Raw genomic sequence first — 20,995 nt, 5'->3', positions numbered from 1 at the left:
TCCGTCGCGGGGCTGGTCGCAGCCGCGGTAGCCGGCGGTGGCGTGTCACTCGCGCCGGTCGCCGCGTCTGTCGGGGAGCCCGACCCGGGCGCCGCGCCTGCCGCGGCCGAGGCCCTGGCGGCGCCGACGTACGACGTCCTGGTCTTCAGCAAGACAGCCGGCTTCCGGCACAGCTCGATCGGGGCGGGGATCCGTGCCATCGAGCGCCTCGGCGCGCAGTACGGCTTCAACGTCGACGCCACCGAGGACGCCGCGCAGTTCACCACGGAGAACCTCGAGCAGTACGAAGCCGTGGTGTGGCTCTCCACCACCAGCGACGTGCTCAACGCCAGCCAGCAGACGGCGTTCGAGGACTACATCCAGGCCGGCGGCGGCTACGTCGGCGTCCACGCCGCCTCGGACACCGAGTACACGTGGCCGTGGTACGGCCAGCTGGTCGGCGCCTACTTCCAGAGTCACCCGGCCGGCACGCCGACCGCCACCATCGACGTGGAGGACCAGGTCCACCCCTCCTCGTGCGCGCTGCCGGAGAAGTGGACCCGCACCGACGAGTGGTACAACTTCCAGGGCCCGGAGAACCCGGTTGTCAACGGCGGCGGACCGGACTACAGCCCGCGGGTGGACCCCGACATCAAGGTCCTCGCGACGCTCGACGAGTCGACGTACGTCGAGAACGACGGCAACACCACCGACGACGACCACCCGATCGCGTGGTACCAGGAGTTCCAAGGCGGCCGCAGCTTCTACACCGGCGGCGGGCACACCGACGCCTCCTTCTCCGAGCCGCTCTTCCGCCTCCACCTGCTCGGCGGCATCCAGTACGCCGCCGGCCAGGCGCCCGACGCCTGCACCCCGGTGCCGCCCGGCGACGCCTCCTTCGAGCAGGTCACCCTCGCCAAGGGCGTCGACAAGGTCGGGGAGCCGATGAGCATCTCGGTGCTGCCGGACGGCCGGGTGCTGCACAACGCCCGCGACGGCCGCATCTTCCTCACCGACCTCGAGGGCAACACCACCCTCCTCCACGACGTCCCGATCTACTCCCACGACGAGGACGGGCTGCAGAGCATCACGGTCAGCCCGGACTTCGAGGAGGACGGCTGGGTCTACCTCTACTACGCCCCGCCGCTGGACACCCCGGCCGGCGACGCCCCCAACGACGGCACCGCCGAGGACTTCGAGGTGTGGAAGGGCTACAACGTCCTGACCCGGATGAAGATGGTCGACGACGACCTCGACCCGTCGACCGAGCAGGAGCTGCTGCGCGTCGAGGCCGACCGCGGCATCTGCTGCCACGCGGGCGGCGCGATCGACTTCGACGCCGACGGCAACCTCTACCTGTCCACCGGCGACGACTCCAACCCGTTCGCCTCCGACGGCTACGCGCCGCTCGACGAGCGCGCGACCCGCAACCCGGCGTACGACGCCCAACGCAGCTCCGCCAACACCAACGACCTGCGCGGCAAGGTGCTGCGCATCACGCCGGACCCCACCGAGGCGAGCTACACGGTGCCCGAGGGCAACCTCTTCGACGAGGCGGCCGACCCCGGAGACAAGACCCGTCCCGAGATCTACGCGATGGGCTTCCGCAACCCGTTCCGCATGACCGTCGACAAGGAGACGGGCTACGTCTACCTCGGCGAGTACGGTCCGGACGCCGGCGGTGCCAACCCCAACCGGGGTCCCGGCGGCATCGTGGAGTTCAACCAGATCCGCGAGGCGGGCAACTTCGGGTGGCCCTACTGCGCGGGCACCAACACGCAGGCCGAGACCTACAACGAGTGGGACTTCGCCACCGGCACGACCGGCCCGAAGTTCGACTGCACCGCGCCGGTCAACAACAGCCCCCGCAACACCGGCCTCACCACCCTGCCGCCGGCCCAGCCGGCCTGGATCAAGTACGACGGCGGCAACGTCACCTACAACGGCGTGACGACCAACGAGTTCGGCGGGGGCGGCGAGGGCCCGATGGCCGGCCCGGTCTACAACTTCGACCCCGAGCTGGACTCGGACGTGAAGTTCCCCGAGTACTTCGACAACCACTTCTTCGCCGGTGAGTGGACCCGCGGCTGGATCCGCGACGTCGCGATGGACGCCGAGGGAGACGTGGCCGGCATCGACCCGTTCTTCGACTCGATGACGCTCTACGCCGCCATGGACATGGAGTTCGGTCCGGACGGTTCCCTCTACGTCCTCGACTACGGCAACGGCGGCTACTTCACCGGCAACGAGAACTCGGCGGTCTACAAGATCAACGCCATCAACGACGGCGCCCGCTCGCCCTCGGCGTCCGCCACCGCCACGCCCGACTCCGGCTCGGCGCCGCTGGAGGTGCAGTTCTCCAGCGAGGGGTCGAGCGACCCCGACACCGGTGACGCCATCACCGGCTACGCCTGGGACTTCGACAACGACGGCACGGTCGACTCCACCGAGGCCAACCCGACCCACGTCTACACCGAGGTCGGCGTGTACGACGCGCGCCTCACCGTCACCGACTCCACCGGCCGCACCGGCGTCGCCACCGCGGTCGTCACGGTCGGCAACACCCGGCCGACCGTCGAGATCGAGCTGCCGCCCGACGGCGGGTTCTTCGAGTTCGGCGACTCCGTCCGGGTCAAGGTCAACGTGACCGACCCCGAGGACGGGGAGATCGACTGCTCCAAGGTCGAGATCGACTACATCCTGGGCCACGACTCGCACGGCCACCCGCTCAGCTCGCGCACCGGCTGCGACGTCGTCCTGCCGACCGTGCGGGACGAGGGCCACGACGCCTCGGCGGACATCTTCGGGGTGATCAACGCCAGCTACACCGACGAGGGCGCCGCCGGCGTCCGCGCCCTGACGGGTGAGGACGAGGTCGTCCTGCAGCCCAAGCGCAAGCAGGCCGAGCACTTCGACAGCCAGCAGGGCGTCCTCACCGAGGCCACGACCGATCCGCTCGGCGGCTCGCGCAACCTGTCCAACATCGACGCCGGCGACCACGTGTCGTACGCACCCGTCAGCCTGTCCCAGGTGCCGCGCCTGCGCTTCCGGGTCGCCTCGGCCGGCGCCGGCGGCACCATCGAGGCCCGCCTCGACAGCCCCACCGGCCCACTGGCGGGCTCCGTCGCCGTCCCGGTGACGGGCGGCTGGCAGCAGTGGCAATTCGTCGACATGGACATCGCCGAGTCGGCGCAGCAGGGATCGCACGAGCTGTTCCTGGTGTTCACGAACGCCAACCCCGCCGCGACCGGTCTGTTCAACGTCAACTTCTTCGACGCAGCCGGCAAGGGCGTCTCGGTCAACTCGCGGCCGCAGGTGGGTGCGCACGGCACCCCCACCCAGGGCAGCGCGCCGCTGACAGTCGACTTCACCGGCTCGGCGTCGGACTTCGACGGCGACGAGCTGACGTACCGCTGGGACTTCGGCGTCCCCGGTGACGACGACACCGCCACCAGCCTGAACGCGCAGTACACCTACACCCAGCCGGGCACCTACACGGCTCGCCTGACCGCGACCGACACGTCCGGGGCCAGCGGATACTCCACGGTCCCGATCAGGGTGCTCAACGCGTGCGGCGTCCAGCAGTCCGACGAGTTCGACGGGACGTCGCTGGACGGCAAGTGGGACGTCATCCGCGACAGCGGCGAGTGGCGCGTGGCGGACGGCGGCCTGCAGCTGCCGATCGGCAGCGGCAGCCTCTACGGCATCGGCGGCAACGCCGAGGACATCATCGTGCAGGAGGCCCCCGACGGGGCGTTCGAGGTGACGGCCAAGGTCACCGCCGACGTCACCGAGAACTACCACCAGGCCGGCCTGCGGGTCTACTCCGACGACGAGAACTGGGCCTCGGTCCACCTCATCTCGGCCGGCGGCAACCGCGACGTCGAGTTCATCTACGAGGCCCAGGGCGTGCCGCGCAACAACGCCGAGGACAAGCTGGGCGGCGTCCCGGACGGGTTCCCGACGACGTACTACGTGCGGCTGACCTCCGACGGCACCGACCTGCGGGCGTCGTACTCCACCGACGGCGAGACGTTCGACCCCGTCGGGCGACCGGCGCCGATGAACACCTTCGCCTCGCCGAAGATCGGTCCGGCCGCGGTGTCGGGCGGGGCGACGTCCACCCCGACGGCGACGTTCGACTGGATCCGCTTCGAGCCGGACGGCACGAGCGGGGCCGCCGACCCGTCCGACGAGTTCGCCGGCGCCGGCCTGGACACCTGCCGCTGGAACGCCATCGTGCGCGAGGACCCCTCGCTGTACGACGTCGAGAACGGTGCGCTGACGATCTCCGCCACCACGGGCGACCTCTACCAGACGTCCGACTCGTCAGGCACGAGGAACATCGTCCTGCAGTCCGCCGCCAACACGACCGAGGACTACTCGATCGAGACGCGGATGTCGACGACGTTCACCGACGGCTACGCCCAGGGCGGGCTGATCATCTACGGCGACGACGACAACTACGTGAAGCTGGACCCGATCGCCGACACCAACGCGGGTCGGATCAACCGGATCGAGCTCCGCTCGGAGTCGAACGCCGCGATCCTCAACCCGCAGCCGGAGCTCGCGGCACCGGCCAACGTCACGTCGTACCGGCTGCGGCTGACCAAGACCGGCAACAGCTACACCGGTGAGGCGGCGTTCGACGGCGGGGAGTGGCAGACCATCGGCACCGTCCCCAACCCGACGGCCGACATGGACTTCGGGCTGTTCGCCCTCGGAGTCCAGCAGGCCGACCGGACCGCGACGTTCGACTACTTCCGCGTCGTGCCGAGCACCCAGAACCGCGCGCCCGTGGCCGACGACGACTCCGCCACGACGCTGGAGGACACACCTGTCGACGTGCCGGTGCTGGTGGGCGACACCGATCCCGACGGCGACGACCTGACCGTTGCCGGCGCCACCGACCCGGCGCACGGCACGACCGCGGTCAACCCCGACGGCACCGTCCGCTACACCCCGGACAGCGGCTTCTCCGGGACCGACACGTTCGACTACACGGTCGAGGACGGCAAGGGCGGCAGCGACACCGCACGGGTCACCGTCACCGTCTTCGAGGACTGCGGGCTCGACAGCGCCGACGACACCTTCGAGGGCACCGCTCTCGACGAGTGCCGGTGGAACGCGATCGTGGCCGAGGACCCCGACCTGCTCGAGGTGGCCGACGGGCGCCTGTACCTGACCACCACGACCGGCGAGATCTACCAGACCGGTACGAGCAAGTCGAACCTCGTCCTGCAGTCGCCCGACCACGCCGGCGACGACTGGACGATCGAGACGCACGCAGACGTGACGGGTCTCGACGGTGGCTGGAGCCAGGCCGGCCTGATGGCCTACTCCGACGACGCGAACTACATCAAGCTCGTGGCCATCTCCGACGACGGGCGCTCCGCGCCGAACCGGTTCGAGCTGCGCTCCGAGGTCGACAACGCGATCGTGGGGTCCGACCCGCAGCCCGAGATCGTGGTGCCGGCCGGCGCCGACCTCAGAGACGTGCGGCTGCGCTTGGTCAAGGCCGGGAGCACCTACACCGGCTCGGTCTCGTTCGACGACGGAGCGACGTGGGTGGACATGCCCCGGACGGTCAGCAACCCGATGGTGGCGCCGCGGTTCGGCGTCTTCGCCGCGGGGGTGAACCAGAGTGGCGACGAGGTCTCCTTCGACACCTTCCTGGTCGACGGCGAGGACCCCGTCGAGCCGGTCAACACGGCGCCCGAGGCGGTCGACGACCGGGCCACCACGCGGCAGGGCACCGCGGTCGAGGTCGACGTGCTGGCCAACGACACCGACGCCGACCAGGGCGACGAGCTGTCCGTGCAGTCGGTGACGAAGCCGGCGCACGGCACGGCGGTCACGGCCGCCGACGGCACCGTCACCTACACCCCCGATCCCGGGTACGCCGGTGACGACACGTTCGACTACGTGGTGACGGACGGCACCGACACCGACACCGGGACCGTGACGTTGACCGTCACCAAGGCCGACCCGCCTGTGGACGAGCCCGTGCCGGACACGCGGATCACGGCCGCTCCGCGCGACCTCACCCGGTCCCGGACGGCGAGCGTCGGGTTCACCGCGACCGGCCCGGGGGCGGCGAGGGCGAGGTTCGAGTGCTCCCTCGACGGGTCCGCCTTCCAGGCCTGCGTCTCCCCGCAGACCTATCGCGACCTCGCCGACGGTGCGCACGAGGTGCGGGTCCGCGCGGTCAGCGCCGGTGGCGTGGACGCCACGCCTGCGGTGGTCGCGTGGACGGTCGACCGCAGCGGTCCGCGGATCCGGAAGGTCACGCCGACGGGGACGACCCGGGATCGCACGCCGACGGTGGGCGCGCTCGTCACGGACGCGCATGCCGGGGTGCGCCGGTCCGGGCTGAAGGTCTTCGTCGACGGCGGCGAGGTGCGCGGCCTGCGCTACGACGCGCGACGCGACCGCGTGAGCTGGACGCCGAAGCGCGCCCTCGCCCCGGGGCGGTACACCGTGCGCCTCGTCGCGAAGGACGCGCTCGGCAACCGGAGCGTCGACACGTGGAGGTTCACCGTCCGCCGCTGACGGATCGACGCCGCGACCGCGCGACGACGTCCCCGGCCATCCAGGTGGCCCGGGGACGTCGTCCTGCGCCCGGCGGTCCTCGAGGCCGCCGGACCCGCTAGCTCGTGGTCTTCCACACGCGCACGTAGTCGACCTTCATCGTCGCGGGCACCTTGAGGTCGGGACCGCTGATCCCGTTGTTGAGGATGAGGTAGTGGGGCGACCCCGTGACGCCGGCCGTCTGGGTGCCGACGCGGCGGCCGTCGTAGTAGAACGTCAGGCGGTCGCGCTCCCAGTTCACGCCGAACGTGTGCCAGCCGCCCCCGCCGGGCATCCGGCCGCTCCAGTGTCGGGGGTAGCCGCCGGCGCTTCCCTCCGCCCAGTGGTAGTGCCACGCGACGTCGTCGTCGCTGAGACACTCCATGACGTCGATCTCCCCGTCCTCTGGGTGGTCCTCGCCGTTCAGCCAGAAGGCCGGCCAGTTGGGCCCGCAGCTGCCGACGCCCGCCAGCGAGGGGTCGGTGTTGGCCTCGAGGAAGATCCGCGCCTCGGCGTAGCCGTAGCGGAACTGGTAGTCGTGGGCCGACTCCACCAGCCCGGAGGCATAGCGGTACCGCCTGCCCTGGTTGTCGGTGGTGTCGCGCCGCACCGCACGCAGGCGCAGGGACCCCTGAGCCACGCGTACCTGCCGGGGGTCGTACGCCGCCAGCTCGGCGCTGTTGACGGGCTTGGTGACCTCGCGGTCCGATCCCGCCAGCCAGTTGGGCCGCCACGCGTCGAGGTCGAGGCGGGTCCCGGTGAACTCGTCGCTGAAGACCAGCCGCCAGCCGCCCGGCACCCCCAACGGCCGCATCGTCGCCGGGCTGCTGTCCCGGGCGGCGGGGGACTCCGCGGGCACGCCCTGCGCGGACGACCCGACGCCGGTGGCGGCCAGGAGGAGGCCGGCGACCACGAGGGCCGGACGGCGGTACGGGCGGCGAGCAGCCACGAGAGATCAACCCACTCGATCGACACAGCAGGGACGGGCCCGACGGGCCTCGTCCCAGGCTACCCGGCGCCCTGGTCAGGGCCGGGTGAGGTCGAGCACCTGGCTCAGCGCCAGGACGAGGACGACGAGCCCCTGGGCCGCCGCCACCACCGCCAGTGCCCGGTCGGCCTCCCTGGCCTCCCACGGGTGGTGGGCCTGGAGCATGGCCAGCACGCCCAGGAGGGCGATCAGGCACACGAGCGGAACGGCAGGACTCATCGGCTCTCGCCCCTCGCGGACGTCGAGGCGAGCCGTCGTGCCCGGCGTCGCAGTCCCAGCTCCGTCGCCGCCCCCACGACCGTGATCTCCGCCAGGCCGATCAGGCCGATCAGCGGGTCCCAGACACCCGCGAAGAGCATCGCCTGGGCGACGACGGCCGCCAGCGCGCAGCTGGTCGAGATCGACAGCGTGAGCGCGAACGACAGGGACGGGGCCGGCACGAGACCGACGAACGACATCCCGGGACAGACGAGCACGAACCACAGGACGAGCGCCGGCTGGACCGGCGCGCCGACGTCGCCCAGCACGGCGGCGACGGCGGCCAGGGCGGAACCGGTCGCCACCGCCGCGCGGAGCGTCGCAGAGTCCTCCAGACGGTTCACGGGGTGTCGTCCTCCGGTGCGGTGGCCAGCTCGAACACGGTGGCGTCGCGGTTCTCGAACGCCACGCGGAACCGGGGCGAGGACCTCAGCGCCTCCTCGATCGCGACGAGCCCGTCGCCCGGGATCTCTCCCCGTGCGGTGGTGGCGGCGATCTGCGACCGGGTGATGATCAGGTAGGAGGCCCGGTAGGTGTCGGTGTCGCCCAGCCAGCGCGCCATCGTCCCCACGGGGTCGCGAAGGATGCGTGCGATGTCCTCGGGGTCCTCCCGCGAGATCGGGACGTAGGTGAAGCGCTCGTAGTTGCGGAACTGGCTCGGGTAGTTCCTGGATCCCTCGACCAGCAGGGTGCCGGGCGGCGCGTTGTCGTAGACGTACTCGGCGGCGGCGACCTCCTCGTCGGTGAAGTGGTACTGCCGGTCGTTGCCGAACTGGGCGACGAGCGACCCCAGCGCCAGGTACACCGAGAGCAGGCCCACCAGTACGGCTCGGTGCCGCCACGCCGTGCTCCCGGGTGGCCACAGCAGGACCGCCCCGAAGTAGGCCAACCCGGGCAGGGCGAACAGGTACGACCGGAACAGGACCTCGCTGCCGTACGTGCTGAACCCCACCAGCAGGAACGGCACGAGGGCCAGCACGAGTGCCGGCGTGCTGCGGCGCCCCGACCGCCAGGAGGCGAGGATGCCGCAACCGGCCAGGAGGCAGAAGCCGATCGTGAACGCTCGCGTGACCAGGGAGACGAGGATCTGTCCGTCGCTGGCGGTCCCGTAGCCGATGAGGGTGTCCTCGAGGTTGGAGGTCACCGCGCCGACCTCGCTGAGGGCTTCGCGGAGCGTGGTGCGGGTGAACGGCTCAGCGACGTACAGCACCCACGCGGCCACCACCACCGCCATGACGAAGGGCAGGCTGCGCAGGCTGGTCTGCCGGAGGACCGCCAGCGCGGACAGCGTCAGCACCATGACCACCGGGGTGAGCTGATGGGTGCCGGCGATGCTGACCAGGAGCAGCAGGACCACCGCACACAGGCCGACCCGTCCCGCGGGGCCCGGCTCCGACGAGGGGGAGTACGCGGACCGCGCCGCGATCCGGGCCGGGAACCACCGGAGCAGGATGGCGAGCACGAGCAGGTACCACACGTAGTTGATGCCCTGCGGGGAGAAGTACCCCTGGCCGACCCAGTTGCCCAGGACGAACAACCAGGCACCGACCGCGGTCGTGCGGACGTCGCCGGTGAGCGCGTGCAGGATGGCCAGGACGGCCCCGAGCGCCAGGAGGTTGAACAGCAGCTCGGCCCAGGCGGCGTAGCTCAGGCTGGTGTCGAACCCGGCGAGGTCGGTGAGCATCGCGTTGGCGGCGAAGAACCCGGCCCAGCTGTGGTAGATGGGGAGCACGTCGATGTGGGGGTCCACCGCGCCGGTGCGGTCGATGTAGTCGACGATGCCGGCGTGCTTCCATGCCCACGAGTAGCGGGGCGTCCCGTAGAGGACCAGCGGCGTGGTGAAGAGGAGGGTCGACAGGGTCACGGGGTACGCCGTCAGCAACCAGGCGGGCGTCGCGGACCGCGCGAGCGCGCGGGCGAAGCCGAGCACGAGCAGGGCCGCGGCGCACCACGCCGCCCAGGGCAGCACCGAGATGAGGCCGAGGTCGGTCATCGCGCGGACGTCGACCCGCGTCAGCGCGAAGCCCCAGAGGGCGACCACGGCGCCGAGTCCGGCGAGCGAGCCGATCTCTCCGGTCTGGATGCGGCGTCGCGTCCGTACGAGGGTCGGCGAGCCGGCCTCGCTCCTCAGCGTGGTGCTCATGTGCCGCTCCTCAGCCGTCGCAGCACGGGGTGCACGTTGCGAGCGGCCCAGTAGCCGCCGGGGGAGTAGCGCCCGGTCTTGGTGACGATGCCGCCGACGTGGTGCAGCCAGGCGAGCAGGACCAGCGTGGGGTCGCCCAGCACGCCGCCGTGGCCGGGGCGGCGTAGGAGGTCGCACACCACGTCGCCGAGCTCGCGGTCCTCGCCGAGCATCCGGACGGTCAACAGGAAGTGCACGGTGTCGACGACGGTCAGTCCGTCTGCGCGGGCGTGCTCCCAGTCGACGAGAGCCACGACGCGTCGGCCCGCAGCGTCGAAGACCACGTTGCCGGGAGCCAGGTCACCGTGGGTCCAGCCGAGCGTCAGCGCCCGGTTCCGGAGCCCGTCGCGCAGCCGCTCGCGCAGGTCGCCGGTCGCTCCGGCCGACGACGCCTGGGCGAGCCAGCACTCGAGTGCGGCGACCGGCTCGTCCACCCAGACCCGCTGGAGGCGCGCGTCCATCACCGCGGGGCGGCCGGTGCGCCGGTGCAGCGACCCGACGTGGTCGAGCACCGCGAGCACCGGGGCGTCGCCTGGGGCGGAGGCGATCACGTCACGTCCGTCCCGGCCGGCGACGTGCCGCTCGAGGACGGCCGACCGACCGTCGGAGGTTCGCCCGATCGCGAGCGTCCGGGGGAGCAGCGCCCAGCCGTCGAGCCGAGGGTCCGCGGACAGCGAGTCCAGCGCGCGGCACGATCTCAGCAGTGCCTCGCTCCCGCTGTTGGTGAGCGCCAGCTTGAGGACCGCCTCCGGAGTCGCGTCCCCCACCTCGGCGACCACCACGTCCCCGACCGTGGTGAGCACCCGCCGGACGCGCCAGCGGGGATCGAGCCCGAGGGTGGCCGCGAGGTGCGGGTACTCCCGTGCCAGGAGCCGCCGCTGCCGTCGCCGGCGGGCGGCGGCCAGGACGCCGCTGGTCACCGCGACCAGTCGTGACGCCGCCCGGCCGTCGAGATGGGGCAGCCACACCGGGCGCAGGGTGGTGCCCAGCAGGATCGCCGCGGTCACCGACTGCGTGGCCAGCCAGACCAGGCCCAGACCGGGCAGCCCGTGGCTGCGCAGCAGCACCCAGCCGAGCGCCAAGGCGGTCGCGTTGACGGTGACGGTCACCAGGACGAGCCGGAGCATCCGCTTGCGGACGCGCTCCACGGCGCTGTAAACCACGACGACGGCCGATGGCAGGGCCGACAGCGCCAGCAGGCGCAGCACGGTGCTGCCCTCGGCGGCGTACTCTGCCCCGAACATCCGCATGAGCACCGGAGCCGCCAGGACCGTCCCCGCCACGAGTGGGGCCAGGATCCAGGTGATGTGCACGATCGCGCGCCAGCTGTACTCGTCGAGGCGTGCGGTGTCACCCGCGCCCTCCACGAGCAGCGAGGTGGCCATGCTCCGGCTGACCAGGTAGAGCGAGTAGGAGATGCTCCACGCCAGGGTGAAGTACGCGGCGGCGGCCGGCCCGGAGGCCTCGAGCACGACGAGGGGCAGCGCGCTGGTCAGGCCGGTGCCCACCAGCGCGACCAGGTAGTCGAGCGAGGCGAACTGCACGACCTGTCGCGGCTCGAGGGGTTGCGCCAGGTGGGCGGTGCGGGCGACGTGCGCGGGGACGAGGTGCGCGACCATCACGACGCCGACCGCCGCCAGGACCGGGACCACCGGGACGGTCCAGGCGAGGAAGACCCCGTACGACGACACGGCGATGGCCGGCACGAGGAGGGCGGCCAGCTTGAGGACCCCGTAGACGGTGTTCTTGGCGAGCACCCAGTCGGACTGGCGGAGTCCGGACAGGGCTCCCTCCTGCAGCACGAACAGGCACCAGACCACCAGGGCCACGACGAACAGGGCGTCGACGTGCAGGTCGTGGGACTCCAGCGGCAGGGAGGGTGCCCACCATCGGGCGCCCGCGAGGAACACCACGCCCACCACGAGCGCGGCCGAGACGGTCGCCACGCAGCACCCGGCGAGCAACCGCCCGGTGCGCTTCGCTGCGGTGGGCAGGAACCGGGCCAGGACGGTGGCGAGGTTGAGCTGGGCGATCGTCGCCAGCAGGCTGAGCGCGGCCACCAGAGCCGAGCCGTTCCCCACCTCCTCGACCGAGAAGCGCCGGGCGGCCACCACCCAGAAGGCCATGCCCAGCACGGCCGTCGCCCCCGAGTTCAGCACCAGGGCGTAGCCGTTGCGCAGCAGCGGCTGGCGCACGTGCCCGCTGAGCCGGGCGCGGAGGCGCTCCGGTCGGGCGTCGACGGTCATCGCGCTCACCCGCCCCGCTGCCAGATCCGGACGTAGTCCACCTCGAGGGCGGCGGGGAAGTCGGTCGACGGTGCCGGGTCCCCGGGCCACTCGCCGCCCACCGCCAGGTTGATCAGCAGGTACATCGGCTCGTCCGGGACGTGCTCCTCCTCGCTGAACCGCCACTGCTCCTCGCCGTCGACGAGCCACACGAGCTCCTCGGGGGTCCAGCGCAGGCCGTACCGGTGCCACCGGGCCGAGGAGTCCGCACCTCGCCAGGTGTGACCGACGGTGACCCGCTCCCCGTCGTCGTCGACGTAGCGGAAGTGGGCCCGCAGCGTCGCGGGCGTGTCGCCGAGGACCTCCATGACGTCGATCTCGGGCCGGGACTCGTGCGTGAGCGGGAGCAGCCACAGGGCGGGCCACAGGCCCTTTCCCTCGGGCATCCGCATCCGGGCCTCGACCCGGCCGTAGCGGAACCCGAACCGCGGTCGTTGCGACTGGTCGTCCCGGCTCCGGCCGGTGGTGACCATGCCGGAGGTGTAGGGATAGGTCTCGCCGTCCGAGCCGCGCACCCGCTCGCGTCGCGCCTCCAGGCGCAGGACCCCGTCCTCGACGCCGACGTTGTCGGGCAGGTACCACTCGAGCTCGTCGTTGCCGCTGTTGGTGCACCCGCGGTCCTCCCACCAGTAGCAGGTGGTCCACCTGCCCGGGTCCAACGCGTCGTGCTCGAACTCGTCGGCGAACACGAGTGTCTCCTGCGGCACGGAGCCGCTCGGGTCGGCGCGGGTCGCCATGACGCCGACCGCGGTGGCGCCCGCCACCGCCATCGCCGCGACCACCGTCGCGACCGGCCAGAGCCGCCGGTCAGCCATCGCGGACCCCCAGCGCGCGCTTGACACCCGTGCGCGCCAGCCGGTCGAGACGGTCCAGGGGGACCCGCTCGACGATGTACTCGTCATAGGGGTGCGCCACCGCGCCGAACCGGCTCTTGAACTGGGCGAGTCCGGCCGAGGCCCCGGACTCGCCCATGTGGTACCAGCGGCAGCCGGCCCGACAGGCGGCCTCGATCGCCACCTTGTGCAGCAGCCGGTTCGCCTGGGTCTGCGCCGCCAGCTCCTCGTCCATCGCTCCGCGGGTGTAGTGCGCGTTGCGTCCCTGGAGGACCAGGATCGCGGCCACGGCGCGGCCTTGATGGCGGGCGACCGACACCTGGCAGGACGCGCCGAGGTGATCGGCGATCGCTCGCAGCTTGGCCGGTGGGTCGCGCCGGGCGAACCGGGCCTGCGCCAGCCAGGCCGGCTCGTGCTGGTGGCCGGCCCAGCGGTCGACCGACGCCCGCAGGAGCGCGTGGAGCTCCGGCAGCAGGCGTCCGGTGGTGTCGGTCTCGACCACCACCCCCATCCGCTCGGCCTTCCGGACCTGGCTGCGGGTCGCCGGCTTGAAGCGCTGCTGCCAGACCGTCGCGAAGCCGCCGCTCAGGTCGAGCACGTGTGCGCACGACGGCCGGGTCGAGACGCCCCGTCGCTCGGCCATGGCGCTCGACCAGAGGTCGGCGTGCAGGGGATTGGGGCGCAGGTGGACTCGGAGGGCGCCCCGGGCGACCAGGTCGTCCACCACGGCCGCGACGGCGTCGGCGGTCACGCCGCCCTCGACGAGCGGTCCGCCGAAGCCCCAGGCGGGCGGCATGGAGTCCAGGGTCGAGAGCCGGCCGGAGCGGCGTGCGCTCCGGACCAGGGGGAGCAGGACGCGGCGGCCGTCCGAGAGTCCGTAGCACGTGCTGGCGTCGACGTAGTGTCCGTGGGCGCACACGCTTCGGATCCACTCGGGTGACTGGGTCGGCAGGGCGTCCGGGTCGGCCGCGACCAGCTCGTGCCAGTCGCGGCGCGAGGCGGGCCCGTCGTGGGCCGCCCGCGCGACGATCGCTGCGCTGGCTGGCGTCATGGCGACCGGGGTCCTGTCCGGGCCGACGCCAGCACCCGTCGCGTGCGCCGCGCGGTCCGCCACAGGCCGGTGCGCGCGCGCGGACGGCAGGGCGCCTGCGGGATCCCGTCGCCGGCGAGCAGCCGGGCCAGGTCGTCGGTCGTCGTGTCGGCGAGCACCATCACGCGGGCCAGGGCGTACACGTCGTCGTCGGTCGAGGACATGGCATGCCGGACCGCGGCGGCCGAGGTGTAGCCCGCCTCGATGACCTGCTCCCGCACCCGACGGCTGTAGTTGCCGTGGGGGTAGGCGAAGCTGGTGACGGGTCGCTGCAGCTGCTGCTCGAGGACGTCCTTGCTCCGCCGGATCTCGGCCCGGGCCTCCGTCGCGCTCAGCTCGTCGAGCCGGGGGTGGGTGTGGCTGTGCGCCCCGATCTCCACGCCGCGCTCCGCGACGTCCCGCAGCTGCTCGGGGTGCAGCAGCCGGCGGTCCTGCTCCCGCTCCCGCGCCAGCCAGCCGGCGGTCCCGCCCAGGTAGCCGGTCGGCACGTACAGCGTGCTCGCCAGGTGGTGGGCCTCGAGCACGGGCAGCGCCGCGGCGTGGAAGTCGGCGAAGCCGTCGTCGAAGGTGATCACCACGGGGCGCTCGGGCAGCGGTGGTCCGCCCGGGAGCAGGCACTGCTCGAGCTGCCGCAGCGTCAGGCTCTGGTAGCCCCGCGCGGACAGGTGCTCCATGTGCGCCGCGAACCGGCGAGGGTGGAGCGTCCAGGGGCGGAACCGTCGCGAGGAGTCCTCCGCCACGCTGTGGTAGAGCAGGACCGGGACGCGGGCCGTCACGGCGTCCCCGATCCGATGTGACGTGCCTCCCGGACGCTGCGGGCGTAGTCGAACGGCCCACGCGCGATGCCGAGGAGCTGCCAGAGCAGCAGCTGGGAGGGCTGGCCCGTGCCGCGGCTCGTCCCTGCGGCGGAGGAGGTCCTCGCCAGGTGGAGCGCCCCGAGCGGGGCCAGCCGGGCGAAGGTGAGGAGCCGCGAGGGTCGGCGGGCGACGACTCGGGTGAGGTACGCCGCGAGGCCGACGCCGTAGTTGAGTGCCTGCGCCCGAGCGTCCGTGGCCTCGCGGCGGTGGTGGTGGTACACGATCGCCGCGGGCTCGTAGACGAGGGTGCAGCCGGACTCGATGACGTCGACGAAGGCGGCCAGGTCGTCCCCGCCCCGCCCCCTGCTGCCGGCACCGAGGGCCGGGTCGAAGCCCCCCAGCCCGCGCAGCACGTCGGTCCGGAAGGCCATGTTGGCGCCCGACCCCAGGGTCCCCGCGGCGTACGGGAACAGCGGGTCGTCGGGCCGGCCGTTCAGGTGGAAGGTGCGCGTGGTGAAGCCCTTGCCGAAGCCGCCGTGCGCCTCGATCATCGCCTGACCGGGTGTCTCGAGCTCGGCGGGCCAGATCAGACCCGTCACGCAGCCGACCCGGTCGTCGCGGAAGTGTCGGGCCAGGCTCGCGACCCAGTCGCGGTCGACCACGACGTCGTCGTCGGTGAAGGCGACGACCGGAGTGGCCACGTGCCGCAGTCCGCGGTTGTGCGCGCGCGCCAGCCCGGCCACGTCCTCGCGGACGTAGGTCACCGTCGGGTAGTCACGGCGCACCATGTCCTGCGTCGCGGACGTGCTCGGGGCGTTGTCCACGACGACCACCCGGAGGTCGGGCCGACCCGTGAGCAGCGACTCGAGGCAGCGCCGGAGCTGCCGGGGCCGGTCGTGGGTGGCGATGACCACGGTCACGTCCGGCTCGGCGGCGTCCCACGGTGGGATCACCGGGGCGGCCGGCGGCGTCGCGAAGGCGGCCCGGATCCGGGTCTCGTCCTGGGGGCTGATGCGGCCCTCGACGAGCGCGACGTCCGTGGCACCCACCGGTCGGCCCTCGCAGCGGACGAGGACGCGGGCGCGCTGGTACGCGGGAGCCGGCGCCGGAGGGGACGGATCGGTGAGCTCGAGCTGCAGCAGCCGGACCGGGAGGAAGTCGTCCTCGCCCTGGTCCGGTGCCCGGCGGGGCAGCAGCGCGTCCGTGCGCCCGACGGCGTACCCGGCCGCGGTCAGCAGCAAGCCCGCGGCGATGGCTCCCGCACGGGCGGCGCCGGCGGGGTCACCGCGCCGCACCGTGGCCGCCAGTCCCTCGACGACTCCCGCGGGCAGGGTCCGAGCCACGTAGGAACGCTCGGTGCTGAGCGCGTCACGGGCGCCGACGAGCCGGGCGACGGTCGCCTTGGACCGGCCCTCGGCGAAGGTGCGTCGCGCGAAGTAGCCGAACCGCTCGCGGTCCGCGGTGACGCGGTGGTGCACCACCGCACGCGGCTCGAACACGATGCGCGCGTCCGGGCGGCCCTGGCGTATCCGGATGCACAGCTCCGTCTCCTCACACCCGGTGGGTGCCGCGCCGATGCGACCCACCGCGGGTGAGAAGGAGGTTCCGTCGGCGAAGACATCGGCCCGGAACGCCATCGCGGCGCCGTGGACGTTGCGGACCTCGCCACCGCCCGCGGGCATCCCGAGATAGCTGCAGCCGACCACCCAGTCGAACTCCGCCGGCCACCACCGCGGGCGTGCGTCGTCCCAGCGGGGGACCGCGGCCCCGCCGACCGCGACGACCCGCGGGTCGGCGAACGGGGCCGTGAGGTGCGCCAGCCAGTCCGGCTCCGGGGTGGCGTCGTCGTCGAGGAAGGCGACCAGGGCGCCGCTGGCGGCCGCAGCTCCGGTGTTGCGGGCGCCGGAGAGGCCCCGCGACTCCTGGTTGGCGAGGACCTCGACCTCCGGCTGCCATGCGCTCCGGGCACGGCGCAACAGTGCGCCGTTGTGGTCCACGACGAGCACGACCTGGTCGGGCGGCCGGCTCTGCCCTCGCAGCGCGTCGATGGCGGCCGTGAGGTCGAGCCAGCGCTGCTCGGTGTAGGCGCAGACCACGACGGAGACCGACGGTGTGCCGTGGACGCGTGGGGCGGTCACGCCTTCGGTCCGTGTCCGTTGCTCGCTCTCCCGATCACCGCGGACGGGACGTCCGCGGCGCCGGGCTCGAGCAGACCCGGTCCGAGGTCCGTCGCGGCGTCCTCCGCTCGCGTGAGCTGCACGACCTCGTCCCGCACCTCGACCGCCGTTCCGACCGCCGTTCCGACCGAGGGAGCGGCAGGCGCCGCCGGGGAGCAGGGCAGGGCCCCTGCCACCGCGTCGGCCGGGGCCGCCGCCTCGGGGGAGTAGCGGGCGGAGAAGACGGGGGACTCGCCCCAGATCGTCCTGACGACCCGCAGCCCGTCGCGGATGGCGTGGAGGTTGCTCTGGCCGTGGATGCGGCGCAGCTCGTAGCTGGGCACCTCCCACACGCGCAGGGCCCCCTTGGCCGCGCGCACGTTGAGCACGGTCTCGACCTCGAACCCCTCGCCGAGGGGCGACTCGGCGGCGGGGTCCGCGGCGTACAGCGGCCGGGGCGTGCACAGCGCGGGCAGGCAGTCCGCCCAGAACGCGTTGTAGCCGTAGCAGAGGTCGGTGTAGCAGGTGCCGTAGATGCTGTTCACCAGCGTGCACAGCACCCGGTTGCCGATCTTCCGGGGGCGCGTGATGTCCGCGCTGCCTCCTCCCTGGGCGAACCGCGAGCCCTTCGCCACGTCGGCACCGGCGACCAGCGCTGCCACGAACCGGGGGATCTCGGCGGGATCGGCCGACCCGTCCGCGTCGAGGGTCACCAGGATGTCCCCGCGTGCGGCCACCAGGCCGATGTACAGCGCGTTGCCCTTGCCGCGCCCGGTCTGCTCGACCAGGCGCATGTCGGGACGCAGCCGCCGCGCCACCTCGACGGTGTCGTCGGTGGACCCGCCGTCGACCACCACCACCTCGAACAGGCCGTCGGGGAGCCTCGGCAACACCACCGACAGGTTCCGGGCCTCGTTCAGCGTCGGGATGACGACGCTGACGCGCGGGCTCTTGAGGTTCCTCCGGGCCCGATCCCCGTGCATCGGCGGACATCCCGGGTCGTGACAGTTGTTGCTGATCTCCCATGCGTGCTGCATCCAACCCACCCCACACTTGTGACAGGGGTTTCCCGACCCGAGCTCAGACCCTGTGCAGTCGATTCCCGGGCGACCGGCGATCGGTCGCCCATCGGTCCATCCGTTCACTTCGGTCCCGCGCCCGTCACCCCGTCGAGGCAGCCTCCGAGCATCCGCGCTCCGCGCGGCTCTCGCGTGCGGCCGCCTGGTAGACGTCCAGCTCCCGGTCGCCGCGTCGCCACATCGAGAGCCACATCGCGGTCGCGTCCTCGGGCGAGAGCTGCCCCAGCCGCAGCATGTCCATGTGCTCGACGTGGTGGGCCCACATGCGGATCGAGGTCCGTGCCGCCTCGAGCGTGCTGATCTGCGCCCCGACCTGCTCCACGCATGGGCGCAGCACCGGATCGACCGGCGCGACGACGGGCGCCGGGCACTCCACGGCCTCACGACGCACCCCCGCCCATGCCGCGTTGAACGCATCGACGCGACGCTGGGCCCCCACCCTGGTCCGGTCCCAGAAGTCGGTCGCCTGCTGGAGGGTGATCTCGCCGACGACGAGCTGGTTCATCGCCTCGATGTGCACCTCCCACTGCCTCAGCGCCGGCACGGCCGCCTCGAGTGGCGTCCGGAGCGCCTGGGCGGCGTGGGTGCAGCGGTCCATCCTCGAGGCCCGGGCCCCGGTCGCGGCCGGCTCCGGCTCGCTGTCGTCGCGCTCCACCTCCACGAGGGCGGACTGGTTCGCCGCGGGCGCGGGGTCGTCGGCCTCGTTGCCGTCGACCCACGCCAGGATCGCGACGGCGCCCAACCCGACGCCGGCCAGCAACCCGGCCACCGCGGCCAGGACGGTCGTCGGAACCTCTCGGCGCTCGTCGTCCATGTCTGGTCCTCGGGGTGAGGGATTCGGTCTGGACCACCACCGTAGGTAAAGGACCCCGTCTCGTCGTTCACCCATATCGGGGAACTGTGAGCAGCGCGCGGGGCGGCTCCTCAGTCGCCGATGCGCGTCCGCACCTCGTAGAGCTCCGGGAAGAACGTGAGGTCCAGCGCCCGCCGCAGGAAGTCGACGCCCGACGACCCGCCCGTGCCGACCTTGTGGCCGATCACGCGCTGGACGACCTGGAGGTGCCGGAAGCGCCACTGCTGGAAGGCGTCCTCGATGTCGACGAGCTCCTCGCACGTCTCGTAGACGCCCCAGTGCTCGGCAGGTGCGGCGTAGACGCCGGCGAAGAGGTCGACGAGCTCCTGGTCGGTCCGGTAGGGCTGCGACCAGTCGCGGTCCAGCAGCCGTTGCGGAACGGCGTACCCCTGCCGGGCCAGGTAGGCCAGGAACTCGTCGTAGAGCGACGGCTCGTGCAACAGCTCCGCGAGCGCGGCGTGGGCGACCTGGTCGTGGGCGTGCACCTTGACCATGTCGGCGCTCTTGTTGCCGAGCAGGAACTCCACCTCGCGGTACTGCGCGGACTGGAAGCCGGAGCTGGTGGCCAGGAAGGGGCGGATCTCGGCGTACTCGCTCGGCGTCAGCGTCGCCAGCACCGACCACTGGTCGGTGAGCGTGTGCTGGATGTGCTTGATCCGTGCCATCCGCTTCAGCGCAGGGGAAAGGTCGTCGCTGCGCAGCAGGTCGCGCGCCGAGCGCAGCTCGTGGATCATCAGCTTGAGCCACAGCTCGCTGGTCTGGTGCTGGACGATGAAGAGCAGCTCGTCGTGCTGCGGCGGGTCCGAGAGCGGCTGCTGGGCGGACAGCAGCACGTCGAGACGCAGGTAGTCGCCGTAGGACATCGAGCGCGAGAAGTCGCGCTGGATGCCGTCCTCGAGGTCACGCGTGTTCGGTCCGCCCATGGTTGCAAGGTAGTCGGTGGCCTCGTCTACCGTCGCACCCATGGCTCCATCCGCCGTCGGCTCCTCGCAGGCCGAGCGCACGCGCACCTGGCGCCCGGGGTGGCCGTGCGCGCCCGCGCAGGTGCTGCGACCGCAGCGGCGCGGCGCCGGCGACCCGACCCAGCGCCACGAGGACTCGGGACGCATCTGGCGCGCGATGCGTACGCCGGTGGGACCGGCCACGCTGTGCGTCCAGCCCCGGCCGGTGCTCGGCGAGGTCGTCGGGCGCGCCTGGGGACCGGGGGCGGAGTGGGCGCTCGACCGGATGCCGGCGCTGCTCGGCGGCGACGACGACCCGACCGGCTTCGAGGCGCACCACCACCCCGAGGTCGCGCACGGCTGGCGCACGCTGGCGCACTGGCGCATCGGCCGGACCGGGTTGGTCATGGAGTCGCTGGTGCCCTCGATCCTCGAGCAGAAGGTCACCGGCAAGCAGGCGTTCGGGTCGTTCCGCGAGCTGGTGCGCCGCCACGGCGAGCCGGCTCCCGGACCGGTCGCCCCGCTGCGCCTGATGCTCCAGCCGACGCCTGAGACGATCGCGGCGATCCCCTCGTGGGAGTGGCTGCGGCTCGGTGTCGACCCGGCCCGCTCCCGGACCGTGGTGACCGCCTGCCGCGTCGCCGCGTCGCTGGAGCGCGTCGCCGACCTGCCGGGGGAGGAGGCCGACCGCCGGCTGCGCTCGGTGCGCGGCATCGGGGTGTGGACGAGCGCCGAGGTCCGCCAGCGCGCCCTCGGCGACCCCGACGCGGTGAGCTTCGGCGACTACCACCTGGCCAACTGGGTGGGCTGGGCGCTCGTGGGGCGCGACATCACCGATGACGAGATGGCCGAGCTGCTCGAGCCCTACCGGCCGCAGCGCGGTCGGGCCGCGGCGATGGCGATGGCCGGCGGACGGTCCCGGCCGCGCCGGGGTCCGCGGATGAGCGTGCCGACGCACCTGCCGACGCGGTGAGCGAGCGGACC

14 protein-coding genes are annotated in these 20,995 nt (G+C 72.6%); 2 read left to right on the top strand and 12 right to left on the bottom strand.

The genetic code is table 11. The features are described 5' to 3' along the window. Nucleotides 1-42: 42 nt before the first annotated feature. The gene (locus tag J3P41_RS00895; RefSeq protein WP_307861768.1) at nt 43-6,531 is read left to right on the top strand and encodes a ThuA domain-containing protein; all 6,489 of its coding nucleotides are present in this window, start codon (nt 43-45) and stop codon (nt 6,529-6,531) included. A 97-nt stretch (nt 6,532-6,628) separates the two neighbouring features. Here the strand turns inward: J3P41_RS00895 and J3P41_RS00890 are convergent, their stop codons facing one another. The 12 genes from J3P41_RS00890 to kynA form a co-directional block, all read right to left on the bottom strand. Then, nucleotides 6,629-7,498, bottom strand: a complete 870-nt coding sequence (locus J3P41_RS00890; RefSeq protein ID WP_210443337.1) for a family 16 glycosylhydrolase — start codon at nt 7,496-7,498, stop codon at nt 6,629-6,631. A 75-nt stretch (nt 7,499-7,573) separates the two neighbouring features. After that, complete coding sequence (locus tag J3P41_RS00885; RefSeq protein WP_210443336.1) at nt 7,574-7,756, bottom strand: hypothetical protein; 183 nt, start codon at nt 7,754-7,756, stop codon at nt 7,574-7,576. Then, nucleotides 7,753-8,139, bottom strand: coding sequence for a hypothetical protein (locus J3P41_RS00880; RefSeq protein WP_210443335.1), 387 nt, complete (start codon nt 8,137-8,139; stop codon nt 7,753-7,755). Before J3P41_RS00880 ends, J3P41_RS00885 begins: the two co-directional genes overlap by 4 nt. Then, nucleotides 8,136-9,938, bottom strand: coding sequence for a hypothetical protein (locus J3P41_RS00875; RefSeq protein WP_210443334.1), 1,803 nt, complete (start codon nt 9,936-9,938; stop codon nt 8,136-8,138). The genes J3P41_RS00880 and J3P41_RS00875 overlap by 4 nt, the downstream gene beginning before the upstream one ends. Next, complete coding sequence (locus J3P41_RS00870; protein WP_210443333.1) at nt 9,935-12,232, bottom strand: phosphotransferase; 2,298 nt, start codon at nt 12,230-12,232, stop codon at nt 9,935-9,937. Before J3P41_RS00870 ends, J3P41_RS00875 begins: the two co-directional genes overlap by 4 nt. Continuing rightward, nucleotides 12,229-13,077 (bottom strand): family 16 glycosylhydrolase, encoded by an 849-nt coding sequence (locus tag J3P41_RS00865; protein ID WP_210443332.1) that lies wholly within the window; start codon nt 13,075-13,077, stop codon nt 12,229-12,231. Before J3P41_RS00865 ends, J3P41_RS00870 begins: the two co-directional genes overlap by 4 nt. Then, nucleotides 13,070-14,146 carry a GNAT family N-acetyltransferase gene (locus J3P41_RS00860; RefSeq protein ID WP_210443331.1) on the bottom strand — a complete coding sequence of 359 codons (1,077 nt, stop codon included), beginning with the start codon at nt 14,144-14,146 and terminating at the stop codon, nt 13,070-13,072. The genes J3P41_RS00865 and J3P41_RS00860 overlap by 8 nt, the downstream gene beginning before the upstream one ends. Beyond that, a complete protein-coding gene (locus J3P41_RS00855) occupies nt 14,143-14,961 on the bottom strand; it encodes a polysaccharide deacetylase family protein (RefSeq protein WP_210443330.1) in 819 nt (272 codons plus the stop codon). The genes J3P41_RS00860 and J3P41_RS00855 overlap by 4 nt, the downstream gene beginning before the upstream one ends. Next, a complete protein-coding gene (locus J3P41_RS19100) occupies nt 14,958-17,120 on the bottom strand; it encodes a glycosyltransferase family 2 protein (RefSeq protein ID WP_210443329.1) in 2,163 nt (720 codons plus the stop codon). Before J3P41_RS19100 ends, J3P41_RS00855 begins: the two co-directional genes overlap by 4 nt. Then, nucleotides 17,117-18,175, bottom strand: coding sequence for a glycosyltransferase family 2 protein (locus tag J3P41_RS00845; protein WP_246861415.1), 1,059 nt, complete (start codon nt 18,173-18,175; stop codon nt 17,117-17,119). Before J3P41_RS00845 ends, J3P41_RS19100 begins: the two co-directional genes overlap by 4 nt. A 124-nt stretch (nt 18,176-18,299) precedes the next feature. After that, complete coding sequence (locus J3P41_RS00840; RefSeq protein WP_210443328.1) at nt 18,300-19,031, bottom strand: hypothetical protein; 732 nt, start codon at nt 19,029-19,031, stop codon at nt 18,300-18,302. Nucleotides 19,032-19,141: 110 nt separating this feature from the next. After that, nucleotides 19,142-19,993, bottom strand: a complete 852-nt coding sequence (kynA, locus tag J3P41_RS00835; RefSeq protein WP_210443327.1) for a tryptophan 2,3-dioxygenase — start codon at nt 19,991-19,993, stop codon at nt 19,142-19,144. A 40-nt stretch (nt 19,994-20,033) separates the two neighbouring features. On the opposite strand from kynA, the gene J3P41_RS00830 reads away from it, so the two are divergent. Next, nucleotides 20,034-20,984 carry a DNA-3-methyladenine glycosylase gene (locus tag J3P41_RS00830; protein WP_210443326.1) on the top strand — a complete coding sequence of 317 codons (951 nt, stop codon included), beginning with the start codon at nt 20,034-20,036 and terminating at the stop codon, nt 20,982-20,984. Nucleotides 20,985-20,995 lie beyond the last annotated feature (11 nt).

It is taken from the genome of Nocardioides sp. SYSU D00065, from assembly GCF_017916425.1.
Taxonomy (GTDB): domain Bacteria; phylum Actinomycetota; class Actinomycetes; order Propionibacteriales; family Nocardioidaceae; genus Nocardioides.
Note: the sequence above shows the minus strand (reverse complement) of the source record. Positions and strands in the feature narration are given on the sequence as shown.